At 68.7% G+C, this 23,245-nt stretch carries 21 protein-coding genes and 1 pseudogene; 8 read left to right on the forward strand and 14 right to left on the reverse strand.

Annotated elements, in window-relative coordinates; genetic code table 11:
• Nucleotides 1-6: 6 nt before the first annotated feature.
• Nucleotides 7-315, forward strand: a complete 309-nt coding sequence (locus K3U94_RS14560; RefSeq protein WP_047318551.1) for a hypothetical protein — start codon at nt 7-9, stop codon at nt 313-315.
• Between the two features lie 13 nt (nt 316-328).
• Here the strand turns inward: K3U94_RS14560 and K3U94_RS14565 are convergent, their stop codons facing one another.
• On the reverse strand, nt 329-1,621 hold the full coding sequence (locus K3U94_RS14565) for a lipase family protein (RefSeq protein ID WP_220694163.1): 1,293 nt from the start codon (nt 1,619-1,621) through the stop codon (nt 329-331).
• Between the two features lie 519 nt (nt 1,622-2,140).
• Here K3U94_RS14565 and K3U94_RS14570 point away from each other — a divergent pair.
• The 4 genes from K3U94_RS14570 to K3U94_RS14585 are packed head-to-tail and all read left to right on the forward strand — an operon-like array spanning nt 2,141 to nt 6,845.
• The gene (locus K3U94_RS14570) at nt 2,141-3,355 is read left to right on the forward strand and encodes an acyl-CoA dehydrogenase family protein (RefSeq protein ID WP_220694164.1); all 1,215 of its coding nucleotides are present in this window, start codon (nt 2,141-2,143) and stop codon (nt 3,353-3,355) included.
• Nucleotides 3,355-4,500 carry an LLM class flavin-dependent oxidoreductase gene (locus K3U94_RS14575; RefSeq protein WP_220694165.1) on the forward strand — a complete coding sequence of 382 codons (1,146 nt, stop codon included), beginning with the start codon at nt 3,355-3,357 and terminating at the stop codon, nt 4,498-4,500. Before K3U94_RS14570 ends, K3U94_RS14575 begins: the two co-directional genes overlap by 1 nt.
• Nucleotides 4,501-4,512: 12 nt before the next feature.
• Complete coding sequence (sfnG, locus tag K3U94_RS14580; protein WP_047318554.1) at nt 4,513-5,643, forward strand: dimethylsulfone monooxygenase SfnG; 1,131 nt, start codon at nt 4,513-4,515, stop codon at nt 5,641-5,643.
• Between the two features lie 11 nt (nt 5,644-5,654).
• Nucleotides 5,655-6,845, forward strand: a complete 1,191-nt coding sequence (locus K3U94_RS14585) for an acyl-CoA dehydrogenase family protein (protein ID WP_230987133.1) — start codon at nt 5,655-5,657, stop codon at nt 6,843-6,845.
• A 13-nt stretch (nt 6,846-6,858) separates the two neighbouring features.
• On the opposite strand, the gene K3U94_RS14590 is transcribed toward K3U94_RS14585, so the two are convergent.
• Complete coding sequence (locus K3U94_RS14590) at nt 6,859-7,410, reverse strand: DUF1802 family protein (protein WP_220694167.1); 552 nt, start codon at nt 7,408-7,410, stop codon at nt 6,859-6,861.
• A 33-nt stretch (nt 7,411-7,443) separates the two neighbouring features.
• Here K3U94_RS14590 and K3U94_RS14595 point away from each other — a divergent pair, with 33 nt between their 5' ends.
• A complete protein-coding gene (locus K3U94_RS14595; RefSeq protein WP_220694168.1) occupies nt 7,444-8,199 on the forward strand; it encodes an enoyl-CoA hydratase in 756 nt (251 codons plus the stop codon).
• 60 nt (nt 8,200-8,259) lie between these two features.
• On the opposite strand, the gene K3U94_RS14600 is transcribed toward K3U94_RS14595, so the two are convergent.
• The 9 genes from K3U94_RS14600 to rimP all read right to left on the reverse strand — a co-directional run bounded on the left by K3U94_RS14600 (nt 8,260) and on the right by rimP (nt 18,624).
• Nucleotides 8,260-9,978: a hypothetical protein gene (locus K3U94_RS14600; RefSeq protein WP_220694169.1), complete on the reverse strand. Its 1,719-nt coding sequence runs from the start codon at nt 9,976-9,978 to the stop codon at nt 8,260-8,262.
• 346 nt (nt 9,979-10,324) lie between these two features.
• Nucleotides 10,325-10,885 (reverse strand): sugar O-acetyltransferase, encoded by a 561-nt coding sequence (locus K3U94_RS14605; protein WP_220694170.1) that lies wholly within the window; start codon nt 10,883-10,885, stop codon nt 10,325-10,327.
• Between the two features lie 11 nt (nt 10,886-10,896).
• Complete coding sequence (locus K3U94_RS14610) at nt 10,897-12,177, reverse strand: MATE family efflux transporter (RefSeq protein WP_220696811.1); 1,281 nt, start codon at nt 12,175-12,177, stop codon at nt 10,897-10,899.
• Nucleotides 12,178-12,209: 32 nt separating this feature from the next.
• Nucleotides 12,210-13,211, reverse strand: coding sequence for a DHH family phosphoesterase (locus K3U94_RS14615; protein WP_220694171.1), 1,002 nt, complete (start codon nt 13,209-13,211; stop codon nt 12,210-12,212).
• The gene (gene rbfA, locus K3U94_RS14620) at nt 13,186-13,665 is read right to left on the reverse strand and encodes a 30S ribosome-binding factor RbfA (RefSeq protein ID WP_047318561.1); all 480 of its coding nucleotides are present in this window, start codon (nt 13,663-13,665) and stop codon (nt 13,186-13,188) included. Before rbfA ends, K3U94_RS14615 begins: the two co-directional genes overlap by 26 nt.
• A gap of 11 nt (nt 13,666-13,676) precedes the next feature.
• Nucleotides 13,677-16,451, reverse strand: a complete 2,775-nt coding sequence (infB, locus tag K3U94_RS14625; protein ID WP_220694172.1) for a translation initiation factor IF-2 — start codon at nt 16,449-16,451, stop codon at nt 13,677-13,679.
• 66 nt (nt 16,452-16,517) lie between these two features.
• Nucleotides 16,518-16,808, reverse strand: a complete 291-nt coding sequence (locus K3U94_RS14630; RefSeq protein ID WP_230987134.1) for a YlxR family protein — start codon at nt 16,806-16,808, stop codon at nt 16,518-16,520.
• Between the two features lie 242 nt (nt 16,809-17,050).
• Nucleotides 17,051-18,094, reverse strand: coding sequence for a transcription termination factor NusA (gene nusA, locus K3U94_RS14635; RefSeq protein WP_220694174.1), 1,044 nt, complete (start codon nt 18,092-18,094; stop codon nt 17,051-17,053).
• On the reverse strand, nt 18,091-18,624 hold the full coding sequence (rimP, locus tag K3U94_RS14640; protein WP_220694175.1) for a ribosome maturation factor RimP: 534 nt from the start codon (nt 18,622-18,624) through the stop codon (nt 18,091-18,093). Before rimP ends, nusA begins: the two co-directional genes overlap by 4 nt.
• A gap of 246 nt (nt 18,625-18,870) precedes the next feature.
• Here rimP and K3U94_RS14645 point away from each other — a divergent pair, with 246 nt between their 5' ends.
• Nucleotides 18,871-19,326: a hypothetical protein gene (locus K3U94_RS14645; protein ID WP_434084927.1), complete on the forward strand. Its 456-nt coding sequence runs from the start codon at nt 18,871-18,873 to the stop codon at nt 19,324-19,326.
• Complete coding sequence (locus K3U94_RS14650; RefSeq protein ID WP_220694177.1) at nt 19,323-19,781, forward strand: ferritin-like domain-containing protein; 459 nt, start codon at nt 19,323-19,325, stop codon at nt 19,779-19,781. The genes K3U94_RS14645 and K3U94_RS14650 overlap by 4 nt, the downstream gene beginning before the upstream one ends.
• A gap of 22 nt (nt 19,782-19,803) precedes the next feature.
• Here K3U94_RS14650 and K3U94_RS14655 read toward each other — a convergent pair whose 3' ends face one another.
• The 3 genes and pseudogenes from K3U94_RS14655 to K3U94_RS14665 form a co-directional block, all read right to left on the reverse strand.
• The gene (locus tag K3U94_RS14655) at nt 19,804-21,549 is read right to left on the reverse strand and encodes a proline--tRNA ligase (protein WP_047318568.1); all 1,746 of its coding nucleotides are present in this window, start codon (nt 21,547-21,549) and stop codon (nt 19,804-19,806) included.
• Between the two features lie 52 nt (nt 21,550-21,601).
• A pseudogene (locus tag K3U94_RS24425) lies at nt 21,602-21,754 on the reverse strand (MFS transporter); the annotation flags it as partial.
• 44 nt (nt 21,755-21,798) lie between these two features.
• Nucleotides 21,799-23,202, reverse strand: a complete 1,404-nt coding sequence (locus tag K3U94_RS14665; RefSeq protein WP_412178188.1) for an MFS transporter — start codon at nt 23,200-23,202, stop codon at nt 21,799-21,801.
• Nucleotides 23,203-23,245: the final 43 nt, after the last annotated feature.

Raw genomic sequence — 23,245 nt, forward strand, 5'->3', positions numbered from 1 at the left:
CACACGATGAGCGCTGCCAGCGATTCCCTCAATAACCGCAGTTTCAGCGCCCCGGCCACCGGCTGGGCACCGCCACGCGAAACGGGAATGAAGCCGACGGAGCCGATTCCGCTGCGTCAAACCCGGACCCGCCGCACCGTCGATCTGTCGCCGGCGCAACATCGCGGGCTCGACCTCTGGCAGCGCGATGCCGCCGACCGAGTGGGATGCGCTCGCATCACCGGGCAGGAAGTCATGACGGCGCTGATCGATCAACTGCTCGCCGACCCGGAACTCTCAGCGCAGATCATTCGGACCCTGCGGTCCCGCCGGTAACACCCGCCGGAGGTCACTCGGCCTGGATCGCGGCGCAGTTCGAGTTGGTCGGCACACCGTTGAAGCGATCGCTGACCCACGCCATACTCCGCTCACCGTCGACGAACTGCGGCAGCAGGATGTTGATGTCCATCTTGTTCAGAAACGGCGGCTGTTCGTTGGTCCACAGTTCTACGTCTGCACCCAGTCGGCACCAGTCGCGCGCCGTGTCATGGGCCGACGTGTAGGGCGCTAACGGATCCCAGCGGTTGTGCGAGATATACACCGGTCCATGGGGTTTGATGTTTCCCACCCGTTGGGAGGCGAAGATCGTCTTCAGCGGTTCGGCGGAGGCGACCGCATTCAGGTCGTCCTTGAACCAGAACTCAAGGTGACGGAACGCATAGTCGACGCCGCCCTGCACCAGGCAGGTGTGTCCACTCCAGTCCAGCATCTGGACCCCGCGCGGCGTCAGTGCATCCCAAATGGCTTGTTCGGTCTCCGGATAGGACGCCTGGATGCCGCGCAACAGATAGCCCGCGAGCACCGCCAAGAAGTTGCCGTCTACGGCGGGGATCGCCTCGACCACGTTGGTCAGCGGCGCGTTGGCGTAGCTGCCCACCACGTTGAGTTCGGGTGCATAGGTCGGTGCCAGCTCGGCGGCCGACAACGACGCTTGCCCACCGGATGCCCAGCCCCAGAACGCGACCGGTCCGTGCGGATCCAGGGATGTGCCGGGCAGCTTCTGAGCCGCGCGGGCCGCGTCGATCAGCGCGGTTCCGGCCGCAACCCGGTTCAAGAACTGGGGCGACTGCGGCCCATGAGTGCCCAATCCGATTCCGTCGGTCACCACGATGGCGAAACCGCGGGCCAGCAGCGTCGCGATGAAGCCCTCTTCGTAGTTGAAGGTCAGGTCGAAGCCTTGCGAGAAGTGAATACCCTGGTCCAACAGCCGCGACGGCGCGCACTGCTCGCCGACGCCGTACGGTCCTGTCGCGTAGGCAATCAGCGGGCGCGGTCCGCGCCCCGGCCAGGGCACGTCGGGCTCGATATAGGCCCCGGTGACCGCCACCGGATGCGCCTGAGCATCCGTGCCCCGGTACATGATTCGGGTACCGGACCCGACGAAGGCGCCCAATTGACCGGATGGTTCCAGTACCAGGTGCAGCGGCTCGGTCCGGATCAGATCACCGGGACTCCCGGCCGGAAGCGGAGCCGGCGGCGTGTAGAACGCTTCGTATTTGATGTCGTCGGCGCGCGCCACCGGGCCGGCCACCACGGTCAGCGAACCGGCGGCCACCAAGACGGCAGCAGCTGCCGCTGCCACGTGGATTCCCGCTCGCCACCGATCGATCACCCTGGACCAGTCCCCACGATTAATCGAAACCCTCATTGGCTCTTCCTCTTTGGATGATCGGGATGGTGGCGGGACTCCAGACGCGCGAGATCACCGTGCGTCGGAAGGCGATTCAGCACCGAATGAAATTTCAGTCGCCGCTCATCCGCAACAGGCCGTCTGCTGGCAGCCACAGGTCACGGAGTCGTGAACAGCGGCTTAGCGTTTGATAACGATTAGCTCCAGGGCGAGCGGAATTTGGCACGTCGGCCAGCCGGACCGCCGGTAGCCGCCGGGAGCGCCGCACCCGGGCCTTCCGAGTTCCCGCCTGGTTCGAATCAGCTTGTTTCTAGCACCATCGGCGGCAAAAGCGCTGATCAGCGGGGGTTAGAGCGGCGCAGTCGGCAAATGCCCGTCTTGCTCGAGGACGAAGAGTCCGCGTTGTATCTCGTCCAAGTCTCGTCAAATCGAGTTATCCGTTGTGCCACACATAGTCCGCGAGGAGCACCCATGACCGTCGTCACCGAGCGCACCGCAGCCAGCGACGGGGCGATCGCCGACGTGCTGGCTACCGCCGACCGCGTCGCCGAGCAGCTGCGCCAGACCGCTGCCGCCCGGGACCGGGCCAACGCGACGCCACGCGCCGAGATCGAACTGCTGCGCGACAACGATCTGCTACAGATTCAGGAGCCGGTCGAATACGGCGGCTCTGGACTCGATTTCGCGCAGGCCGCCCAGGTAACCCGGCGAATCTCTCGTGGCGACACCTCGATTGCTCACCTGCTCGGCTATCACTACGCCCAAACCCGGGTCGCCACGCTGTTCGGCACGCCGGCGCAGGCGGACGCCCAGTCTCGTCGCAATGCCGCCGAAAAGCTGTTCTGGGGCGGGATTCAAAACCCGCGCGGCAGCGCGGGCCTGGTCTTGACCCGCGACGGCGACGGCTTCCTGCTCAACGGCAGCCGGACGTTCGCCAGTGGCGCCAGCACCGGGGATCAACTCTCGGTCACCGCCTTGCTGGACGGCTCGCAGGTGTTCCTGTCGCTCGACGCCCGCGGGGGTCGACAAGGTTTCACCTTCCTCGACGACTGGGACAACATCGGTCAGCGCCTGACGGACTCCGGCGGGGTCCGCGTCATCGACGCGCGCATCGAACATCACGAGGTGCTCGGCGAGGAGCCATTCACCGGAGGCACCCTGAGCCCCTACCAGACGCTGATCACCCCGCACTGGCAGCTGGCATTCGTCAACTTCTATGTCGGCACCGCCGAGGGCGCGCTCACCGAAGCGGTGAATTGGACCCGGGACCACGCCACACCGTGGGAGTCCTCGGGTGTAGGCCGAGCCACCGACGATCCCTACATCCTGCAGACCGTCGGCGAATTGGTCAGTCAGGTCCGTGCTGTGGGGCTGTTGGCCGACCGGGCCGGCGAGGCCCTGCAGGGAGCCGTCAATATCGGCCCGGGACTCACTGAGGATCAGCGCGCCGAGGCCGCCATCGCCGTGTACGAAGCCAAATATCTCGCTACCGAAGTCGGCTTGCACACCGTCAGCCGACTCTTCGAAATCCAGGGCGCCCGCGCCACCACCAGCGCGTACGGTTTCGACCGGCATTGGCGCAACCTGCGAACCCACACCCTGCACGACCCGGTCGCCTACAAGGCACGCGAGGTCGGCGACTGGGTGCTCAACCATCGGCACCCCGAGTTCTCGCTCTACCGCTGATGCCCATCACCCTGCACTGGTTCCTGCCCACCAACGGAGATTCCCGCAGTGATCTCAGTCTGGGAAACGCCGTCGGTGTCGCGGGTAGCCGCGCGAACGCCTACGGAGCCGACCGCGCCCCAGATCTGGACTATCTGCGCCTGGTGGCGGGATCGGCGGAGAAGCTGGGGTTCACCGGGGCCCTGACACCGACCAGCAGTTGGTGTGAGGACGCCTGGGTGTTCACCGCCGCGCTGAGCCAACTCACCACACGATTCAAGTTTCTGGTGGCCTTCCGTCCGGGGTTGCAGGCTCCGACGCTGGTGGCCCAAGCAGCGGCCACCTTCCAGCGGATATCGGGGGGACGGCTGCTGCTGAATGTCGTGACCGGCGGTGACGACGCCGAGCAGCGGCGGTTCGGCGACGACTTGGACAAGACCGCGCGCTATCGGCGGGCCGGCGAGTTCCTCACCGTCTTCCGGCAGCTGTGGTCCGGGGAGCCCGTCACCTTCCGCGGCGATCATCTGTTCGTCGACGATGCGACCATCGTGCCCGCAGCCACGTGGCCTGACATCTATCTCGGCGGATCGTCGGCGGAAGCGATGGATGTGGCGGCCGAGCACGCCGATGTCTACCTGACCTGGGGCGAACCGCCCGCGCAGGTCGCCGACAAGCTCGATGCGGTTCGCCGGCGGGTCAAGGATCTGGGCTCGGCTCGGGCAGCATCCGGCGAGCTGCGGTTCGGGATCCGCCTGCACGTCATCAGCCGGCCCACCGCGGCGGAGGCGTGGGCCCAGGCAGATCGGTTACTGGCCGGAATCAGCCCCGGGCAGATTCACCGCGCTCAGCAGGTCCAGCGCAATTCCGGATCCGAGGGCCAGCGCCGGATGACCGAGCTACACGGCGGCCGAACCGACCAGCTCGAAGTCTCACCGAACCTGTGGGCCGGTGTGGGCCTGGTGCGAGGAGGCGCCGGGACCGCACTGGTGGGCAGCCACGAGGAGGTCGCCGACCGCATCGAGGAATACCACCGCCTGGGGCTGGACGAGTTCGTCCTGTCCGGCTACCCGCACCTGGAGGAGGCGTTCTCGTTCGGGGAGGGTGTGCTGCCGATCCTGGCCGAGCGGGGCCTGCTCGCCCACCCCCCTGCCCCACTGACCACGTAAGGAAGACAAGCCATGCCGACCGACCCCACCACGCCGCTGAGCTTCGCCTACTGGGTGCCTAACGTCAGCGGCGGGCTGGTCACCTCGACGATCGAGCAGCGCACCGACTGGAGCTATGACTACAACGTCGCCCTGGCCCGGATCGCCGAGGAAGCCGGCTTCGAATATGCGCTGACCCAAGTCCGCTACACGGCCAGCTACAGCGCCGAATATCAGCACGAGTCAACCAGTTTCAGCCTGGCCTTGCTGCTGGCCACGCAGCGACTCAAAGTGATCGCCGCGGTCCACCCGGGATTGTGGCAGCCGGGCGTGCTGGCGAAATGGCTGGCGACCGCCGATCATCTGTCGAACGGACGGGCGGCGGTCAACGTCGTCAGCGGCTGGCTCAAGGACGAATTCACCCAGCTCGGCGAGCCGTGGCTTGAGCACGACGAACGCTACCGGCGCAGCGCCGAATTCATTCAGGCGCTCCGGGCGATCTGGACCGAGGACCCCGCCAACTTGGCCGGCGACTTCTACCGCATCCGCAACTTCCGCCTGCAGCCCAAGCCACTTTCGTGGGATGGCCGGCCCCACCCGGAGATCTTTCAGGGCGGCAACTCCACCGCAGCCCGCAACAACGGCGGCCGCTACTCCGACTGGTATTTCTCCAACGGCAACGACTTCGACGGGGTCAACGCCCAACTGGCCGACCTTCGCCGGGTCGCTGCCGATTCCGGCCGCGCAGCACCGCCCCGCTTCGGCCTCAACGGCTTCGTCATCGTCCGTGACACCGAGGCAGAGGCCAAAGAGGTACTGCGGGAGATCATCGCCAAAGCCGATGTTCCCGCGGTCCAGGGATTCGGTGCGGCGGTGCGGCAGGCCGGCGCGTCGACCGCCGACCATCGTGGCATGTGGGCTGATTCCAGCTTCGAGGACCTGGTGCAGTACAACGACGGCTTCCGCACGCAGCTGATCGGCACCGCCGAACAAGTCGCCGAACGCATCGTCGAGTACCGCAAACTGGGGGTGAATCTGATCCTGGCCGGCTTCCTGCACTTCCAGGAGGAGGTTGAGGCTTTCGGCCGAAACGTGCTGCCGCTGGTGCGCGAACTGGAGGCACATGCCGGCTTGGCACCCGTGCCCGCGCCGGCGCTGCCGTGACGGCGGGCCGCGTGCGGCGCCTCGGTAGCCACGCCGAAGCCGTCGCTGCCGCTGAGGCATTCGCCGCCGCGGTGCGCCCCGGCGCCGCCGAGCGGGACCGGGCCGGGGGTGTGCCGCGCGGCGAGCTGGCCGATTTCGACCGTTCGGGTCTGCCGGCCATCACTGTCCCGGTCGCCGACGGCGGCGCCGGATTGGGCCCGGTGACCCTGGCCGAGGTGATCAGAACCATCGCCGCCGCCGACCCGGCGCTGGCGCAGATCCCGCAGGGCCACTTTCTGGCCATCGACATCCTGCGCCGGCTCGGTACGCCAGAACAACGCAGCCGGATCCTGCCCGCGGTCACCGAAGGCGGACGCATCGCCCCGGTGCTGGCCGAACGCGGCGGCACACACGCGCTCGACTTGAAGACCCGGCTGGTCGCCGACGGACCAGGCTGGCGGTTGGCCGGCGTCAAGTACTACAGCACCGGCGCCATCACGGCCCGTTGGCTGGCCGCCAGCGCGCTGGACCCCGACGACAAGCTGGTGCTGGCGCTCATCGAACGCGACAGTCCAGGAATAGCCATCGGTGAGGACTGGTCGGCGATGGGACAGCGCGCCACGGTCAGCGGCACAACAACTTTCGATGGTGTGCACGTCGAATCCGGCTTCGTGGTGCCGTACTGGACGGCGTTCACCGAACCACAGCTACTCGGTGCGCGAACACAGCTGGTGCACGCGGCTATCGAAGCGGGGATCGCCGAGGGGGCGCTGGCCGACGCCGCGGAATTCGTCCGCACCCGCAGCCGGCCGTTCTTCGAGGCGTACCGGTCCGACCAGGCGCCGACGGCGGCCGAGGACCCGCACATCCGGTTGCGGTTCGGCCGGTTGGCCACCCGCACCCGTGCCGCGGTGCAGCTGCTGCGCTGGGCGGCCGAAGTCCTCGAGGAGCTGGGCCTGATCCCGGCCGGTCCCGACACCGCAGCGCAGGGGTCGATCGCCGTTGCCCAGGCCAAGGCGTTCGCCAGCGAGGTGGCCGTCGAGGTGGCCAGCGAGCTGTTCGCGCTGACCGGAACCAGCGGAACCGACCTCAAGTACGGATTGGATCGACATTGGCGCAATGCCCGAACGCACAGCGTGCACGATCCGGTGGACTGGAAGTATCACCACATCGGAGCCTGGGAGCTCACCGCGGTCCGGCCGCCGAGCCACGGGCAGATCTGACCCGCCGAGTGCGTCAGCCGACGGTGTCGCGAACCCGGGTGGCCACCGCCTCGAGCTGTTCGGCGGTGTACACCGGGGACCCGAGCTCAGGGTCGGCGATCGGTAGCCGCACCCAGCTGGCACAACCGGCATAATCGGGGCTGCGCGGCAGCCGCACCGGTGTGGACAGCGGGAACACCTGGACCACCAGCGCCGTCAGCCGATGCTTGGGCCGGAAATCCAGCCGATCGGCGCGCACCGAGTCGGCGGTCCAGATATGCAGGTCCGCGATCTCCTCCAATGCGTCGGGGCGCTCGACGGGCAGCGCTGCAACGACTTTCGCCGCGGCCCGTACCAGCACCTGCTCAGCGGTGGAATCGACGGCCGCCGGCGCGAGCAGGTCGCGGTGTTCGGGACGGACCCGCTCGGCGTGGCTGTGCACCGAGGTCGGAAACAGCAGAAACTCCTCAGCATGGGTGTCGAAGCGCTTCTCGTGAATGCCGCCTTTACGCAGCAGGATTCGTTGCCGGCCGGCCAGCAGCGCGGCAACGACAGCGCTCCACTCCTTCAACGCCATACCGTGCATTCCCCTCAGCGTAGCCGGGGCTACGGTGAACCGGTGAGCGACAACATTCTGCTGGTCCAGACACAGGACCGCGTCCGCACCCTGACGTTCAACCGCCCGCAGGCCCGCAATGCGCTGTCCGGTGCCCTGCGGGACGCCATCTTCGGTGCGCTGGCCGACGCTGACGTCGACGACGACGTCGACGTGGTGATCCTGACCGGCGCCGATCCGGTGTTCTGCGCCGGGCTGGACCTCAAGGAGTTCGGCGAATCCACTGCACTGACAGACATTTCCCCGCAGTGGCCACCGATGACCAAGCCGGTGATCGGCGCCATCAACGGTGCGGCGGTGACCGGCGGGCTCGAGCTGGCGTTGTACTGCGATGTCCTGATCGCCTCCGAGCAAGCCCGGTTCGCCGACACCCACGCTCGGGTCGGTTTGCTGCCGTCCTGGGGACTCAGCGTCCGGCTCCCCCAGAAGGTCGGCGTGGGCTTGGCCCGCCGGATGAGCCTGACCGGCGATTACCTCTCCGCTGCCGACGCGCTGCGGGCCGGGTTGGTCACCGAGGTGGTGCCGCACGCCGAGCTGCTGCCCGCAGCGCGCCGGGTGGCTGCCTCGATCGTCGGCAACAACCAGGCCGCGGTACGGGCACTGCTGGCCTCCTATCACCGCATCGACGAGTCGCAGACCGCCACCGGACTCTGGATCGAAGCGATGGCGGCCAAGCAGTGGCTGCACACCGTGACCGGCGCCGACGTCGCCGCCAACCGGGCGGCCGTGTTGGAACGTGGGCGCGCCCAGGTGCAGTGACACGACACGTCCCGGACGGCGCTTGCGCACCGCCCGGGACGTGTCAGGTGTGGCGAACCGCTAGAAGTCGAGACCCAGGAACGCAGCACCCGGGTCCAACAACGCCGAAGCGTCGAATCCACCGAACAGCGAGCTCAGGTCGAAGTCGCCGAACGGGGTCACGAAGGTGTCCGTGACGGTGCTGTCGGCGCCGTCCAGCCCGGGGATGGCGGAGTAGACGTTGGCGAAACCACTACCGAGGTCCAGCACGCTGTACACCGAACCCAACGCCGGCAGGTCCGCGGCGTCGCCAGCACCGGGTGTCACTCCATCGATGACGAACTCCGTGGTCGTCAGGCCCAGCAGCTGCGTGACGGTCTCCTGAGCGTGCGCGGTGCCGAGCAGGTCCGTGCCGTCATAGATGTTGAAGTCCTGTCCGGTCACCGGCAGGGGGAACCAGGTGCCGCCGAGGTTGAGGCCCGGGTATCCGCCGCCGATGTTGAGCAACGGCAGCGCGCCGACCGTCTGGTAGACCGGCGCGAATCCCGGGCTGGTGTCGGCTCCGGACCCGGTGAACGGGTCGAAAGTGGTGCCGCCGATGCTGAAGGCTTCCGCGCCCACGGCACTGTCGCTCAGGGCGGCGAATGCGGCGCCCGGGTCCATCGAGACCCCGGTGGCCATGCCACTGAACAGCGAGCTCAGGTCCATGCTGCCGAACGGCGTCACGAAAGTGTCGGTGATGGTGCCGTTTTCGCCCGGGGTGGCCACGTAGACGTTCGCGAAGCCGCCTCCGAAGTTGAACGCGTCGTAGATCGTGCCCGCGGCCGGCAGGCCGTCGCCGGTGTCCGAACCGTCGGTGACGACGAGCTGGGCGTTGGTCATGCCGAACAGATTGGTCACGTCCACCGCGGTGTTGATGGTGCCGAGGTGCGTGGCGTCGTCGCCGGTACCGCTGTAGACATCGAAATTCTGTGGCGCGAGACCGTTGCCCTGGTGGCTCGGGTCACCCAGCGATGCGCCGCCGATGGCCAGCAGGGGCGCGGCGCCACCGAGCGCAGCGACCGGGGTGAAGCCCTCCCCCACATTGGCGCCGTTGCTGTCGACCAGGAACGGGTCCAGCGTCAGGCCACCGATGGCGAAGGCGTCGTCGCCACCGCCCGACGCCCCGGCCTGCAGCGCGGCGAAGGCGTCACCCGGCTGCAGCGGGTCCGCCGCGTTGAAGCCGGCGAACATCGAGCTCAGGTCCATGCTGCCCCAGGGCGTCACGAAGGTGTCGGTGACGGTCCCGTCCTCGCCCGGGGTGGCGATGTAGACATTCGCAAAGCCACCGCCGAAGTTGAACACGTCATAGACCGACCCCGACGTCGGCAGGTCCGCCGCCGACCCGCCGGATGCGGCGTTGACGTCGGTGATGGTGAACTGAGTGTTGGTCAAGCCCGCCAGGTTGGTGACGACCACGCTGGAGTTGACACTGCCCAGGCTGGCGCCGTCCGCGCCGTACACCTCGAAGTTCTGGGGTGCGATCGGCAGCAGGCCGCCGGGGCTGCCACCACCGAGAGTCAACAGGGGCGCAGAGCCGGTGAGCGTGTGAACAAGGTCGAAACCCTCCTGCGCGGAGGAGCCGGTTCCTGTGTACGGGTCAAACGTATATCCGCCGAGCGTAAAGGCGTCGGCACCGGTGGCACTCGGCGCCACAGCGTCGTCGCCCGGGCCCGCCACGGCGACCGCAGCCTGTAAGAACGCCGCAGTAAGCAGCCCACCCCCGGTGGCCAGGCCTGCGGCGATCAGTCGGTAATGCATCATTTTCGAGCTTCCCCATCTCCGTCGTTTTCCCATGCCGGTGGGTTACATCCGGACAGTCAGATGTATGCCACCGGTAACAACGAGCAGAATGCTACCCACGAGTAACCTAAATGTATAGATAGGGATTGTAGGTTTTTCCTGTCAGTTAGCTGGACAAACAGAACGCCCCGGCGTGCTGGAACACGGTTACCGTGGGACAGCAAACCGGACCTCCCCAGGTGGACTCAGTCGTGGCGCAGAACTACGCGCCCTACCCCCCGTGGCCCTATGGCGACGTCGCTTCGCCGCCACGCCGGCGGCCCTGGGACGTGAACGCCGGCGTGGGCGTCTGACGGCTGGTGGGCTAGTGGATCGGCCGAAGGATCCGGCACGGATTTCCTGCGGCCAGTGCACCGGCCGGCAAATCCCGGGTCACCACGCTGCCGGCCCCCACCACCGTGTCGTCTCCGATCGACACCCCGGGGCAGACGATCACCCCCGCCGCCAGCCAGACGTTGTCGCCAAGGGTGACCGGAGCGGCTGATTCCCAGCCGCCCCGCCGCGCATCGACGTCGTCGATGGGATGCAGCGCCGTCAGCAGTTGGGCGCGGGGTCCGATCGACACGTGGTCGCCGATGGTAATGGGCGCGCAGTCCAGAAAGACCGCGTCATAGTTGACGAAACAGTTGGCACCGATGCTGATGTATGTTCCGTAGTCGCAACAGAACCGGGGCAAGATCTCTGAGTTCGCCCCGAATGATCCCAGCAGTTTGTCCAGGAGTTCACGGCGAGCGTCCGCGTCGTCTGGACCGGTGGCGTTGAACGCCGCCACCACGCGTTGGCAATCCCGCCGGCCGGCGACCAAGTCCGGGTCGTCGGGCCGATACAGCGCCCCGCGCAGCATCCGATCTCGCTGACTGCTCACGCCCGCCGATCCTACGGCCGTCCGGCTCGCACCCAGCGCCCGGAAAGCGCCCGCCACCCGACGAACAGCAACCGCAGCATGATGAACGTGGTCAATCCCGACCATATCCCGGCCAGCCCCCAATCCAGCGCCAACGACAGCCAGATCAGCGGCAGGAACCCGATCAAGGCGCTGATCACCGTGGCGGTACGCATGAACGCGGCGTCCCCGGCGCCCAGCAGCACGCCGTCAAGCGCGAAGACGATTCCGGCGATGGGTAACTGAGCCACCATGAACCACCACGGCACCGCGACGGCGGCCAGCACCGCGCCGTCGCCGGTGAACAGGCCGGGCAGCGTGCCGGAGCCGACGGCAAGCAACACGGCCAGCACCCCGGCGGCCATGCCCGAGAACACGGTAGCCCGCATGGCCACCGACCTGGCTTGATCGGCCTCTCCGGCACCCAGTGCCGCGCCGACCAGGGCCTGGGCGGCGATCGCCAGCGAATCAAGCACCAACGCCAGAAACATCCACAGCTGCAGCACAATCTGGTGGGCGGCCAACGCTGCCGCCCCGAACCTGGCCGCCACTGCGGCTGCCGAGACAAAACACGCCTGAAAAGCTAGCGACCGCACCATCAAGTCGCGGCCCATCGCCAGCTGCGCGCGTAGCACCGCAGTGTCGAACCGCAGCGAAACCTGCTCGGAGGCAAGCGCACGCAAGAACAACAGTGCCGAAAGCCACTGGCCCGCACAGTTGGCCACCGCGGAGCCGGCCAGGCCCCAGTGCGGCATGCCCAGCGCCCCGAAGACCAGCAGCGGGCACAGCAGCGCCGAAAGCGCAAAGCCTGCAACCACATAGCGCGGAGGGCGCGAGGTGTCTTGCACTCCGCGCAGCCATCCGTTTCCGGCCAGCGACACCAGGATCGCCGGAGCGCCGAGGATCGCGATCCGCAGCCACGGCAAGGCGGCCTGCGCGATGGCGTCACGACCTGCGGCAGCCGAGACCAGCGGCACCGCTGCAGCCTGCACCACGACGACGATCAGCACCCCCAGGACCAGTGCCAGCCAGGTCGCCTGCACCCCCTCGGCGACCGCGGCGCGACGGTCACCGGCCCCGAAGTGGCGTGCCGCCCGTGCCGTGGTGCCGTAGGACAGGAATGTGCCCTGCGAGCCCACCAGGCCCAGGATCAACCCGCCGATCGCCAGCCCCGCCAGGCCCAGCGCACCCAGTCGGCCGACCACCGCGGTGTCGAACAGCAGATACAACGGTTCAGCGGCCAGCACCACCAGCGCCGGCAACGCCAGCGCCATGATCTGGCGGCCGCCGGCCGGGGCGCGGTCCGTCACCGCTCGAGCGCGGTGACCAGGGCAGCGATCACGTCCTGCGCCGTTCCGGTCGCTGTGTAGCCGGCGGCCAGCCGGTGTCCGCCACCGCCGAATGAGACGGCCACTGCGCTCAGATCCACCGCCGACTTGGCGCGCATCGACACCGCCCAGCGCCCCGGCTCGGTCTCCTTGAACACCGCCGCCACTTCGGCCTGTGCGGTGGTGCGCACGATGTCGACGATGCTCTCCACCTCCTCGGACCGCGCCGCGGTCCACTCGGCGTGGTCGACCGCCGCATAGACCAGCCCGCGCCCGCCCGCCGCGTCAGGCAGCAGTCGCGCATTGGCCAGCACGCGCGACAGCATCGTCAGCCAGCCGAAAGGGTGGGTGTCCATCACGGTCCGGGTGATCGCCGCGTTGTCCACGCCGACGTCCACCAGCCGCGCCGCCAGCCGGTGCGCGCGGGCACTGGCCCACCGGAACGACCCGGTGTCGGTGGCCAGCCCCGCATACAGGCAGTGCGCCACCTCCACGTCGATCGGCTCGCCCCAGGCGTCGATCAGTTCAGCCACCATCATCGTGGTCGAATCCGCGGACGCGTCAACGAAGTTGGCGGTGCCGAACAGCTGGTTCGATGCATGATGGTCGATCACCAGCAGCTCGCGGCCGACGGCCAGCTCCCGCAGCTCCCCGAGCCGATCCGCGCTCGAGACGTCGACTGTGACCACCAGATCGACGTCCCGGCGCATCGCATCGGCAGCGACCAGCAGGTCGCCGCCCGGCAACGACTGCAGCGTCTGCGGCAGCACCGCCGGGCGGGCGAAACTGACTTCGACCGCCTTGCCGCGCCGTCGCAGGACCGACGCCAGCGCCAGCCCCGCACCGATGGTGTCGGCGTCGGGATTCACATGGCAGATCACCGCCAGCGTGCCCGCGCCCGCCAGCAGTGCCACTGCTCCGGCGGCGTCGACCCGCCGGCCCGTGGGCAGCGGGTCAGTCGCCCGATTGCTCACCGTCACCGCTGTCGTCGGCGCCCGCTTGTCCGGGCGCCTCCCGGTACGGGTTGGGGTCCCCGACCGGTTGCTTGCCCTCCCGTATCCGGGCCAGGTCGGCGTCGGCGGCTTGGGCTGCGGCCAGCAGTTCCGCCATCCGATGGGCAGCGTCGGGCACGGTGTCCCGGACGAACGTCAGGGTCGGGGTGAACCGCACCCCGGTGCCTGCGCCGACCTTGGACCGCAGCACCCCCTTGGCCCCCTCCAGCGCGGCAGCGGCCCCGCCGTAGTCGGGGTCCTCGTCCAGGGAGGGGCCCAGCACCGTGTAGTACAGGGTCGCGTCGTGCAGATCGGCGGTCACCTTCGCGTCGGTGATCGTCACGCCGGCCAGCCGCGGATCTTTGATCTCGTACTCGATCGCCGAGGCGACGATCGTGGAGATCCGCTTGGCCAGCCGGCGTGCCCGTGCCGGGTCAGCCATGATGACCGCGCCTACACACGTGCTTTTTCTACGAGCTCGTAGGTCTCGATGACGTCGCCTTCCTTGATGTCGCTGTAGGTCAGCGTCAGACCACACTCGTAGCCGTCGCGAACCTCGGTGACATCGTCCTTCTCCCGGCGCAGCGAGGAGACCGTGATGTTTTCGGCGACCACCACGTTGTCACGCAGCAGCCGCGCCTTGGCGTTGCGGCGGATGAGACCGGAGGTGACCAAGCAGCCGGCGATGTTGCCAACCTTGGAGGACCGGAAGATGGCGCGAATCTCCGCCCGCCCCAGCTCCTTCTCCTCGTAGATCGGCTTGAGCATGCCCTTGAGCGCGCTCTCGATCTCTTCGATGGCCTGGTAGATGACCGAGTAGTACCGGATCTCCACACCCTCGCGGTTGGCCAGCTCGGTGGCCTTGCCCTCCGCACGCACGTTGAACCCGATGATGATCGCGTCCGACGCCGACGCCAGGTTGACGTTGGTCTCGGTGATGCCACCGACACCGCGGTCGATCACCCGCAGCTGCACCTCGTCGTCGACCTGGATTCCCATCAGGGCCTCTTCCAGCGCCTCGACGGTACCGGCGTTGTCGCCCTTGAGGATCAGGTTCAGCTGACTGGTTTCCTTCAGCGCCGAGTCCAGGTCCTCCAGCGAGATCCGCTTGCGCGAGCGCGCCGCCAGCGCGTTGCGCTTACGCGCGCTGCGCTTGTCGGCGATCTGGCGAGCGATGCGGTCCTCGTCGACCACCAGCAGGTTGTCGCCGGCGCCCGGCACCGAGGTGAACCCGATGACCTGCACGGGCCGCGACGGCAGCGCCTCTTCCACGTCGTCGCCGTGCTCGTCGACCATGCGCCGCACCCGGCCGTAGGCATCCCCGGCGACGATCGAGTCGCCGACTCGCAGCGTGCCGCGCTGGATCAGCACGGTGGCCACCGGACCGCGGCCGCGGTCCAGGTGGGCCTCGATCGCCACACCCTGGGCCTCCATGTCGGGGTTGGCCCGCAGGTCCAGGGCCGCGTCGGCGGTCAGCAGCACCGCCTCTTCCAGGGCCGCGATGTTGGTGCCCTGCTTGGCGGAGATGTCGACGAACATCGTGTCGCCGCCGAAGTCCTCGGCAACCAGTCCGTACTCGGTGAGCTGCCCCCGGATCTTGGCCGGGTCGGCACCTTCCTTGTCGATCTTGTTGACCGCCACCACGATCGGCACATCGGCAGCCTGGGCGTGGTTGATCGCCTCCACCGTCTGGGGCATCACACCGTCGTCGGCGGCCACCACCAGGATCGCGATGTCGGTGGCCTTGGCGCCACGGGCACGCATGGCGGTGAACGCCTCGTGACCCGGGGTGTCGATGAACGTGATCAGCCGTTCGGAGCCGTCGAAGTCGACCGACACCTGGTAGGCCCCGATGTGCTGGGTGATGCCACCGGCCTCGCCCTCGCGGACGTTGGCCTTGCGGATGGTGTCCAGCAGTCGGGTCTTGCCGTGGTCGACGTGACCCATGACGGTCACCACCGGCGGCCGGCTCTGCAGGTCCTCCTCGCCGCCCTCGTCCTCGCCGTAGGTCAGATCGAAGGACTCCAGCAGCTCGCGGTCCTCGTCCTCGGGCGAGACGACCTGCACCACGAAGTTCATCTCGCTGCCCAGCAGCTCCAGCGTCTCGTCGCCCACCGACTGGGTGGCGGTCACCATCTCACCGAGGTTGAACAGCGCCTGCACCAGGGCAGCCGGGTTGGCGTCGATCTTCTCGGCGAAGTCGCTCAGCGATGCGCCGCGGGCCAGCCGGATGGTCTCGCCGTTGCCGTGCGGCAACCGCACACCACCGACGACCGGCGCCTGCATGTTCTCGTACTCGGCACGTTTCGCCCGCTTCGACTTGCGTCCGCGCTTGGGTGCACCGCCGGGCCGGCCGAAGGCACCGGCCGCGCCACCGCGCTGGCCGGGACGACCGCCGCCGCCACCACCTCCGGGACGACCCCGAAAACCTCCGGCGCCGGCGCCTGCGGGGGCGCCTCCGCCGCCGGGACCACCGGCACCGCCACCGCGGTAGTTACCACCGGGACCGCCGCCGGGACCGCCCGGGCGACCGCCGGGCGCACCGGGTCGGCCACCGCCACCGGGACGCGGCGGACCGCCGGGGCGCGCCGGGCGACCCTGCGCGCCGAAGTTGCTGGTGCGACCGGGCATGTTGCCCGGTGTAGCGCCGCCGCCGGGACGCGGCATGCCGGGCCGGGGTGCGCCCCCAGGCCGGGGCGCCTGCGGGTGCGGACGCGGAATGGCGCGCTCAACCGGCTGCGCCGAAGAGAACGGGTTGTTGCCGACGCGCGGGGTGCGGGCGCCGGGCTTGGGGCCCGGTGCTGCCGGCCGCGGGCCGGGAGCGGGCGGCGCCGCCGGGGAGGGTGCCGCAGCTGCCGGCGGCGGGGCCTCGGCCGCGGGCGCGGGCGGAGCCGCCGGGGCTGCCGGAGCCGACGGCTTGGCCGCGGGTGCGGCGGGCTTCGCAGCCTCGCCGTCAGCCGCAGCGGCCGGTGCCGGCTTCGCCGGTCCCGGAGTCGCCGCCGGGGACGGAGCCGGAGCGGCCTTGGCGGGCGCCGGGGCCGCGGGCGCTTCGGCCTTCGGCGCGGGCTTACCGCCGCCGAAGGACTCGCGCAGCCGCCGCGCGACGGGGGCTTCCACGGTTGAGGACGCCGATTTGACGAATTCGCCCTGCTCGCTCAGGCGGGCGAGGACTTCCTTGCTGGTGACACCGAGTTCCTTGGCCAACTCGTGTACGCGGGCCTTTGCCACTACATCTCCTGTCTATGAGGCGACAGCGGTGGTGGGCCGCGCCTCGGGTTTAGCTATGACGCATGGTCATCGGGACTTCACGGTGTGCTCATGTTCTTCGCTACCTGTTCTGTTGACCGGGGCGGCGAGCCGATCTTCGAATCCTTCGAAGTACTCCTCCACCCCGGATACATCCGGAGAACCGCTGATCCGCAGCGCGCGCACGAATGCCCGTCTCCGAATCGCCGCGTGCAGGCACTCCGACGCGGGATGCAACCACGCACCCCGCCCCGGTTGGTTGCCCGCGCGGTCAACGATCACGGCACCGTTGCCGTTCTCGGTTGACACCGCGACCACCCGAAGCAATTCGACGGTCAACGCACGTTTCCGGCATCCGACACACGTGCGCACCGGTCCCTCTGGGGAGCGGTGCGTCCGCGAGGCGGCTGTCGAAGTCTCGCGCTGGATCACGGCTCAGTCTACCCATACAACGGGGATCACCCGAACCACCCGAATCCGGGCCGGTGGTTCAGCGAGGCTCGACGAAGGAGAGGCGATGCTGGGACCGCCAAACAAACCCCGTAGCGCCCCGCTCAGTGCCCCGCCGGTCCGCGTCCCGCTCAGTGTTCTTGCGCCACGCCCCGGCCGGCCTCGTGCTCGGCGCCGTTGGCGCCGGGCTCCGGGGTATCGCTGCGGATATCGATGCGCCAGCCGGTCAGCCGGGCCGCCAACCGGGCGTTCTGGCCCTCTTTGCCGATGGCCAGGGACAGCTGGAAGTCCGGAACCACTACCCGGGCGGCCCGGGCAGCCTGGTCGATGACGGTCACCGACATCACCTTGGCCGGCGACAGCGCGTTGCCGACGAAGCGCGCCGGGTCCTCGTCGTAGTCGATGATGTCGATCTTCTCGCCGGCCAGCTCGCTCATCACGTTGCGCACCCGCTGGCCCATCGGACCGATGCAGGCGCCTTTGGCGTTCAGGCCGGGCACCTGCGAGGCCACCGCGATCTTGGAGCGGTGGCCGGCCTCGCGGGCGACCGCGACGATCTCCACCGACCCGTCGGCGATCTCGGGGACTTCCAGGGCGAACAGCTTGCGGACCAGGTTCGGGTGGGTACGGGACAGCTCGATACGCGGCTCGCGCAGGCCGCGGGTCACCCCGATCACGTAGCAGCGCAGCCGGTCGCCGTGCTCGTAGGCCTCGCCCGGTGCCTGCTCTGCGGGGCGGATGACGCCGTCGAAACCCTTGGCTTCGGTACCCAGGCGCACCACGATGACACCGCGGGCGTTCTCCCGGGCGTCGCGCTGGACGACGCCGGCGACGATGTCGCCCTCCCGCGCGGAGAACTCGCCGTAGGCCTTCTCGTTCTCGGCGTCACGCAACCGCTGCAGGATCACCTGGCGCGCGGTGGTCGCCGCGATCCGGCCGAAGCCCTCGGGGGTGTCGTCGTATTCGCTGATCACGTTGCCGTCGGCGTCGGTCTCGCGGGCCAGCACCCGCACCACGCCGCTCTTGCGGTCGACGTCGATCACCGCGTCGGCCTGATGACCTTCGGTGTGACGGTATGCGGTGAGCAACGCCGATTTGATGGTGTCCACGACCACGTCGACCGAGATGCCCTTGTCGGCCTCGATCGCGTGCAGCGCGGCCATGTCGATATTCATGCTCCGGCCTCCGTTCCCGCCTCGGGGGCCTGTAGGCCCGCCAACTCCAACTCACGTTCGCTCGGCGGCGAGAACTCGACTTGTACCACCGCTCGGCTGATCTCGCTCAGCGGCAGGCGGCGACGGTTCCAGTCCCGCCCGGCACGCACCACCAGCGTCAGGACGTCGTCATCGACGACGCCCACCCGACCGGCCAGACCCGACCCGTCGGACAGCGTCAGCTCAACTTTGCGACCGTGCGCGCGCCGAAACTGCTTCGCGGTGGTCAGCGGCCGCCCCACACCGGGCGAGCTGACCTCCAACACGTATTGGCCGTCGAACTCCAGGGTGTCGAGCAGTTCCGACGCCGAACGCGCCAGCGCCGCGGCGGTGTCCAGATCCAGCGGAGTGTCGCCGTCGGCGACCACGGTGATTCGCGGCAGCGGGTCCTGATCATCGACGACGACGTCTTCGATCTCGTATCCGGCGCGGGTGAACTCAGCATCGAGCAGCTCGATCACCTGTGTCTGGGAAGGTAGCCCGGTGGCCACGGCGAGCTCCTCGTCTTGAGTTGTTCAGTCGGCGCGTTCCCACGCGCCAGGCGCGGCCGGGAACCAGTCATCAACGATACGCCGTGGGAAACACAGCCACAGCAAACCGGCAAAAGCGCCCGTCAGCGTACCGCGGCCCGGTCCCGGCCACGTCGCGTCCCTCCGCTTCTGTCGCAATGGCAGGATGTCAGGGTGCCTGGCCCCCTGTCCGTCATCGACCGCCGGCGCGTGCTCACCGGCGCCGGGATGTTCGCCCTGCTGGCCCTCGCGGCCCCGGCCTGCGGCTCTGCTCCTACGACGCCCGTCGTGGACGACCTGGAAGCCCAACGACAGCTGGCCCTACACGACAGTGAACTGGCCACCGCAGCCGCTGAGGCGCTGACCGACCCGGACTCCAAGGCGCTGGCCGCAGCACTGGAGCAGGTGTCGCAGGAGCGAACTGAGCATGCCCGGGCGCTGGCAGCCGAGATCGCCCGCGCCGCCGGAAAGACGCCGGCGGATGAGACCGAAACCACCACCGCCAACGCCGCGCCGGACGCGCCGGCCCCGACGGTCTCGCAGGTGATCAACGCGTTACGGGCCGCCGCCGACAGCTCCGGAAAGCTGGCGGTCGCCTCGTCGGGTTACCGGGCCGGGCTGCTGGCCTCCATCGCCGCGGCGTGCACCGCCGCCTACGCGGTCGCCTTGGTGGCGCAGACATGACATCTCCCGAGCCCAGCCCGGCCTCCGGCCCCGAATCGGCCCTGATCGATGCCCTGGCCACCGAATACGGGGTCGTCTACGGCTACGGGCTGGTGTCGGCGTACTCGCTGCCGGACTTCAACGATCTGGTGGTCACCACCATCCGTCAGCACCGCGAACGCCGGGACCGCACCATCGCGATCCTGACCAGCCGCTCGGTTGCGGTTCCACCCGCCGCTGCCGGATATCAGGTGCCCATGCCGGTGACCACGTCCAATGACGCACTGCGGCTGGCGGTCCGGATGGAAGACGACACCGCGGCAGCCTGGCGTGCAGTCGTCGAGCAGGCCAGCGAAGCCACCGACCGGGAATTCGCGGCGACCGCGCTCGGCCAGAGTGCCGTGCTGGCCGCGCACTGGAACCGCGCGCTGGGGAATTGGCCGATCACCCAGGCCTTCCCGGGCGGCCAGGACTAGACGGGGACTAGACCGGGACCAGCTAGCGGCCCAGCGCCGCCAGAATCTCCCCGGCCAACTCCGCACCGACGGCCAGCTCACGGGTCTGCCCGGAGAAGCGATCCCGCAGTTCGACAACCCCCTCGGCCCAGCCACGCCCCAGCACCACGATCCACGGCACCCCGAGCAACTCGGCGTCTTTGAACTTCACTCCCGGCGAAGCCTGCCGGTCATCGAAGAGCACCTCCAGACCGAGCCGGTCCAGTTCGGCGGCCAGCTCGGTCGCGCCGGCGCGTGCGGCGTCGTCCTTGTTGGCGATCACCACGTGCACGTCGAACGGCGCGACCTGCGACGGCCAGCGCAGGCCCAGCTCGTCATGCTGCTGTTCGGCGATGACAGCCACCAGCCGGGACACGCCGACGCCGTAGGAGCCCATGGTGAGCCGCACCGGCCGGCCATCCTCGCCGAGAACGTCGACCGCGAACGCGTCGGTGTACTTGCGGCCGAGCTGGAAGATGTGGGCGATCTCGATCCCCCGGGCACTGACCAGCGGGCCGGCCCCGTCCGGTGACGGGTCCCCGTCCCGGACCTCGGCCGCTTCGATGGTGCCGTCGGCGACGAAATCACGCCCGGCGACCAGCCCCACGACGTGCTTGCCGGGTGCGTCGGCGCCGGTGATCCAGCTGGTGCCGTCCACCACACGCGGATCGACCAGGTAGCGGACCCCGTTGTCCTGCAATGCCTTCGGACCGATGTAGCCCTTCACCAAGAAGGGGTGTTTGGCGAAGTCACCGTCATCGAGCAGTGCGTGCTCGGCGGGTTCGAGCGCCGCGCCGAGCCGCTTCTCGTCGATCTCGCGGTCGCCCGGCACCCCGATGCCCAGCAGCTCCCAGTCGCCGTCGGGTTGGCGGACCTTGAGCAGGACGTTCTTGAGGGTGTCGGCGGCGGTGACCGTACGGTCCAGCGCGCCGTTGGCCCAATCCACCAGGGTGGCAATCGTCGGAGTGTCGCCGGTGTCGTACACCTTCGCCTCGGGCAGGCCCTCGATCGATTGCGGTTCGGGGCGGGCGGTGGTCACCGCTTCGACATTGGCGGCGTAGCCGGACTCGTGGCAGCGCACAAATGTGTCTTCACCGACCGCGCTCTCGGCGAGGAACTCCTCGGAGGCCGATCCGCCCATGGCGCCGGACACCGCGGAGACGATCACGTAGCGCACACCGAGCCGGTCGAAGATCCGCTGATAGGCCACCCGGTGCGCCTCGTAGGCGGCGGCCAGGCCGGCATCGTCCACGTCGAAGGAATACGAATCCTTCATCACGAACTCGCGGCCGCGCAGGATGCCGGCTCGCGGCCGCGCCTCATCGCGGTACTTGGTCTGGATCTGATACAGCACCACCGGGAAGTCCTTGTAGGAGTTGTACTCCCCCTTGACTGTCAGGGCGAACAGCTCCTCGTGGGTGGGGCCCAGCAAGTAGTCGTTGTCGCGGCGGTCCTTGAGCCGGAACAGGCCGTCGCCGTATTCCGTCCAGCGGTTGGTGGTCTCATAGGGTGCGCGGGGCAGCAGCGCCGGGAACAGGATCTCCTGGCCGCCGATGGCGTTCATCTCCTCGCGCACCACTTGCTCGATGTTGCGCAGCACTCGCAGACCCAGCGGCAGCCAGCTGTACAGACCGGGTGCGATCGGCCGGATGTAGCCGGCCCGGATCAGCAGCTTGTGGCTGGGGACTTCGGCATCGGCGGGGTCGTCGCGCAGGGTGCGCAGGAACAGTTGGGACATCCGGGTGATCACAGGCCGAGAGCCTATCTTCAGCCGCGAGCAGACGCGGACTTGCCCGGCGCGCCTACAGCTCCCCGGCCTCCACGGCCTCACGGGTGCGCTGGGCGCGGGCGATCTGGTCGGCCGAGAACCCGATGAGCAACGCCGCCCCGCTCACCAGGATCGCGATCGCCGCCACCCACAGCAGCGAATACGTGTAGCCGACGCCCAGCGCCGCAGGCCGCTTAGCGGGGACCGTAAGTGCGGCGAAGCCAGGCGAAGTTACAGGTCGCCGAAGGCGTCCTGCACATCTTGGGCGTGCGCGACCTGCTTGGCGGTGTAACCGATCAGCAGGGAGATCGCGCCGACCAGGACGGCCACGGCCGCCACCCACAGCAGGCCGTAGGTATACCCGGCGTCCAACGCGGCGATCTGCGCGGGATTCATGGTCTTGACCGGCATGTTGGTGCCGCCCAGGTAGAGCGTGCGCGAGGTGATGACGGCCTGCACGACCGCCAGCACGATCGGCCCACCGAGGTTCTGCAGCATCAGCGCGATCGCCGAGGTCGGGCCGATCTGGTCGAAGCCCACACCGGTGATCGCCGACAAGGTCAGCGGCACCACGATCATGCCGATGCCGAACCCGCCGAGCACGATCAACGTCACGAAGTTCGGGAAGTACGGGAGGTTCCGGTCGACGGTCGAGCCGTAGATCATCGCCCCCAGCACCACGATGCCACCGGCGATCACCAACGCCCGGGGCGGGAACCGCCGGACCAGCTGCGAGGACGCCGCCAGGCCGATGCCCAGCCCGATGACGAACGGGATGAATCCGACTCCGGCGCGCAGCGCCGAGTAGCCCATCAGATCCTGCACGTACAGGCCGATGGTCACAGTCACGGTGAACAGCACCCCACCGGCCAGGAAGATCGCCGCGAAGGTCGCCACCCGGTTGCGGTCCTTGAACAGGCTGAACGGCACCACCGGGTTCTGGGCGGTGCGCTCGACGACGACGAACGCCAGCATCGCCACGATCGCGACCACGCCCGAGCCGATGGTGATGACCGAGATCCAGCCCTTCTCCGGGCCGATCGTGAACGCGAATACCGCGGCGGTGCAGCCCAGGGTCGCCAGCAGCGCCCCGGCGGCGTCGAGCTTCATCCGCTCCCGATGGGTCTCGGTCAGTGCGGTGCGGGCCAAGTAGATCATCAGCAGGCCGATCGGCACGTTGACACCGAACGCCAGCCGCCACGACAGCTCGGTCAGCGCACCACCGACCACCAAGCCCATCACCGAACCGACGGCGGTCATCGCGCCGAATACCGCGGTTGCGGCATTACGGGCCGGCCCCTTCGGGAAGGTGGTGGCGATCAGCGCCAGTGCGGTCGGTGAGGCGATGGCCGAGCCGACCCCCTGCAGCAGTCGGGCGATGACCAGCGTGGGCGCATCCCAGGCCACCGCGCACAGGACCGACGCGATGGTGAACAGCGCGACCCCGCTGATGAAGGTGCGCTTGCGGCCGATGGTGTCGCCGAGTCGGCCGCCGAGCAGCATCAGGCCGCCGAAGGTCAGCACGTAGGCACTGATCACCCAGCCGCGACCCGCGTCGGACAGGCCCAGATCGTCTTGGATCTTAGGAAGCGCGACGATGGCGACCGTGCTGTCCATGGTGGCCAGCAGCTGCATGCCACCGATCGCGATCACGGCGTAGATAAAGCGACGAGACGGC

Source organism: Mycolicibacter heraklionensis (assembly GCF_019645815.1).
GTDB lineage: Bacteria > Actinomycetota > Actinomycetes > Mycobacteriales > Mycobacteriaceae > Mycobacterium > Mycobacterium heraklionense.

Coding starts and splice junctions, on each gene's coding strand:
- K3U94_RS14560 (WP_047318551.1), top strand. CDS start 7: ATGAGCGCTGCCAGCGATTCCCTCAATAACCGCAGTTTCAGCGCCCCG.
- K3U94_RS14570 (WP_220694164.1), top strand. CDS start 2,141: ATGACCGTCGTCACCGAGCGCACCGCAGCCAGCGACGGGGCGATCGCC.
- K3U94_RS14575 (WP_220694165.1), top strand. CDS start 3,355: ATGCCCATCACCCTGCACTGGTTCCTGCCCACCAACGGAGATTCCCGC.
- sfnG (WP_047318554.1), top strand. CDS start 4,513: ATGCCGACCGACCCCACCACGCCGCTGAGCTTCGCCTACTGGGTGCCT.
- K3U94_RS14590 (WP_220694167.1), bottom strand. CDS start 7,410: ATGCACGGTATGGCGTTGAAGGAGTGGAGCGCTGTCGTTGCCGCGCTG.
- K3U94_RS14600 (WP_220694169.1), bottom strand. CDS start 9,978: ATGCATTACCGACTGATCGCCGCAGGCCTGGCCACCGGGGGTGGGCTG.
- K3U94_RS14610 (WP_220696811.1), bottom strand. CDS start 12,177: ATGGCGCTGGCGTTGCCGGCGCTGGTGGTGCTGGCCGCTGAACCGTTG.
- rbfA (WP_047318561.1), bottom strand. CDS start 13,665: ATGGCTGACCCGGCACGGGCACGCCGGCTGGCCAAGCGGATCTCCACG.
- nusA (WP_220694174.1), bottom strand. CDS start 18,094: ATGAATATCGACATGGCCGCGCTGCACGCGATCGAGGCCGACAAGGGC.
- K3U94_RS14645 (WP_434084927.1), top strand. CDS start 18,871: ATGTTCGCCCTGCTGGCCCTCGCGGCCCCGGCCTGCGGCTCTGCTCCT.
- K3U94_RS14650 (WP_220694177.1), top strand. CDS start 19,323: ATGACATCTCCCGAGCCCAGCCCGGCCTCCGGCCCCGAATCGGCCCTG.
- K3U94_RS14665 (WP_412178188.1), bottom strand. CDS start 23,202: ATGCAGCTGCTGGCCACCATGGACAGCACGGTCGCCATCGTCGCGCTT.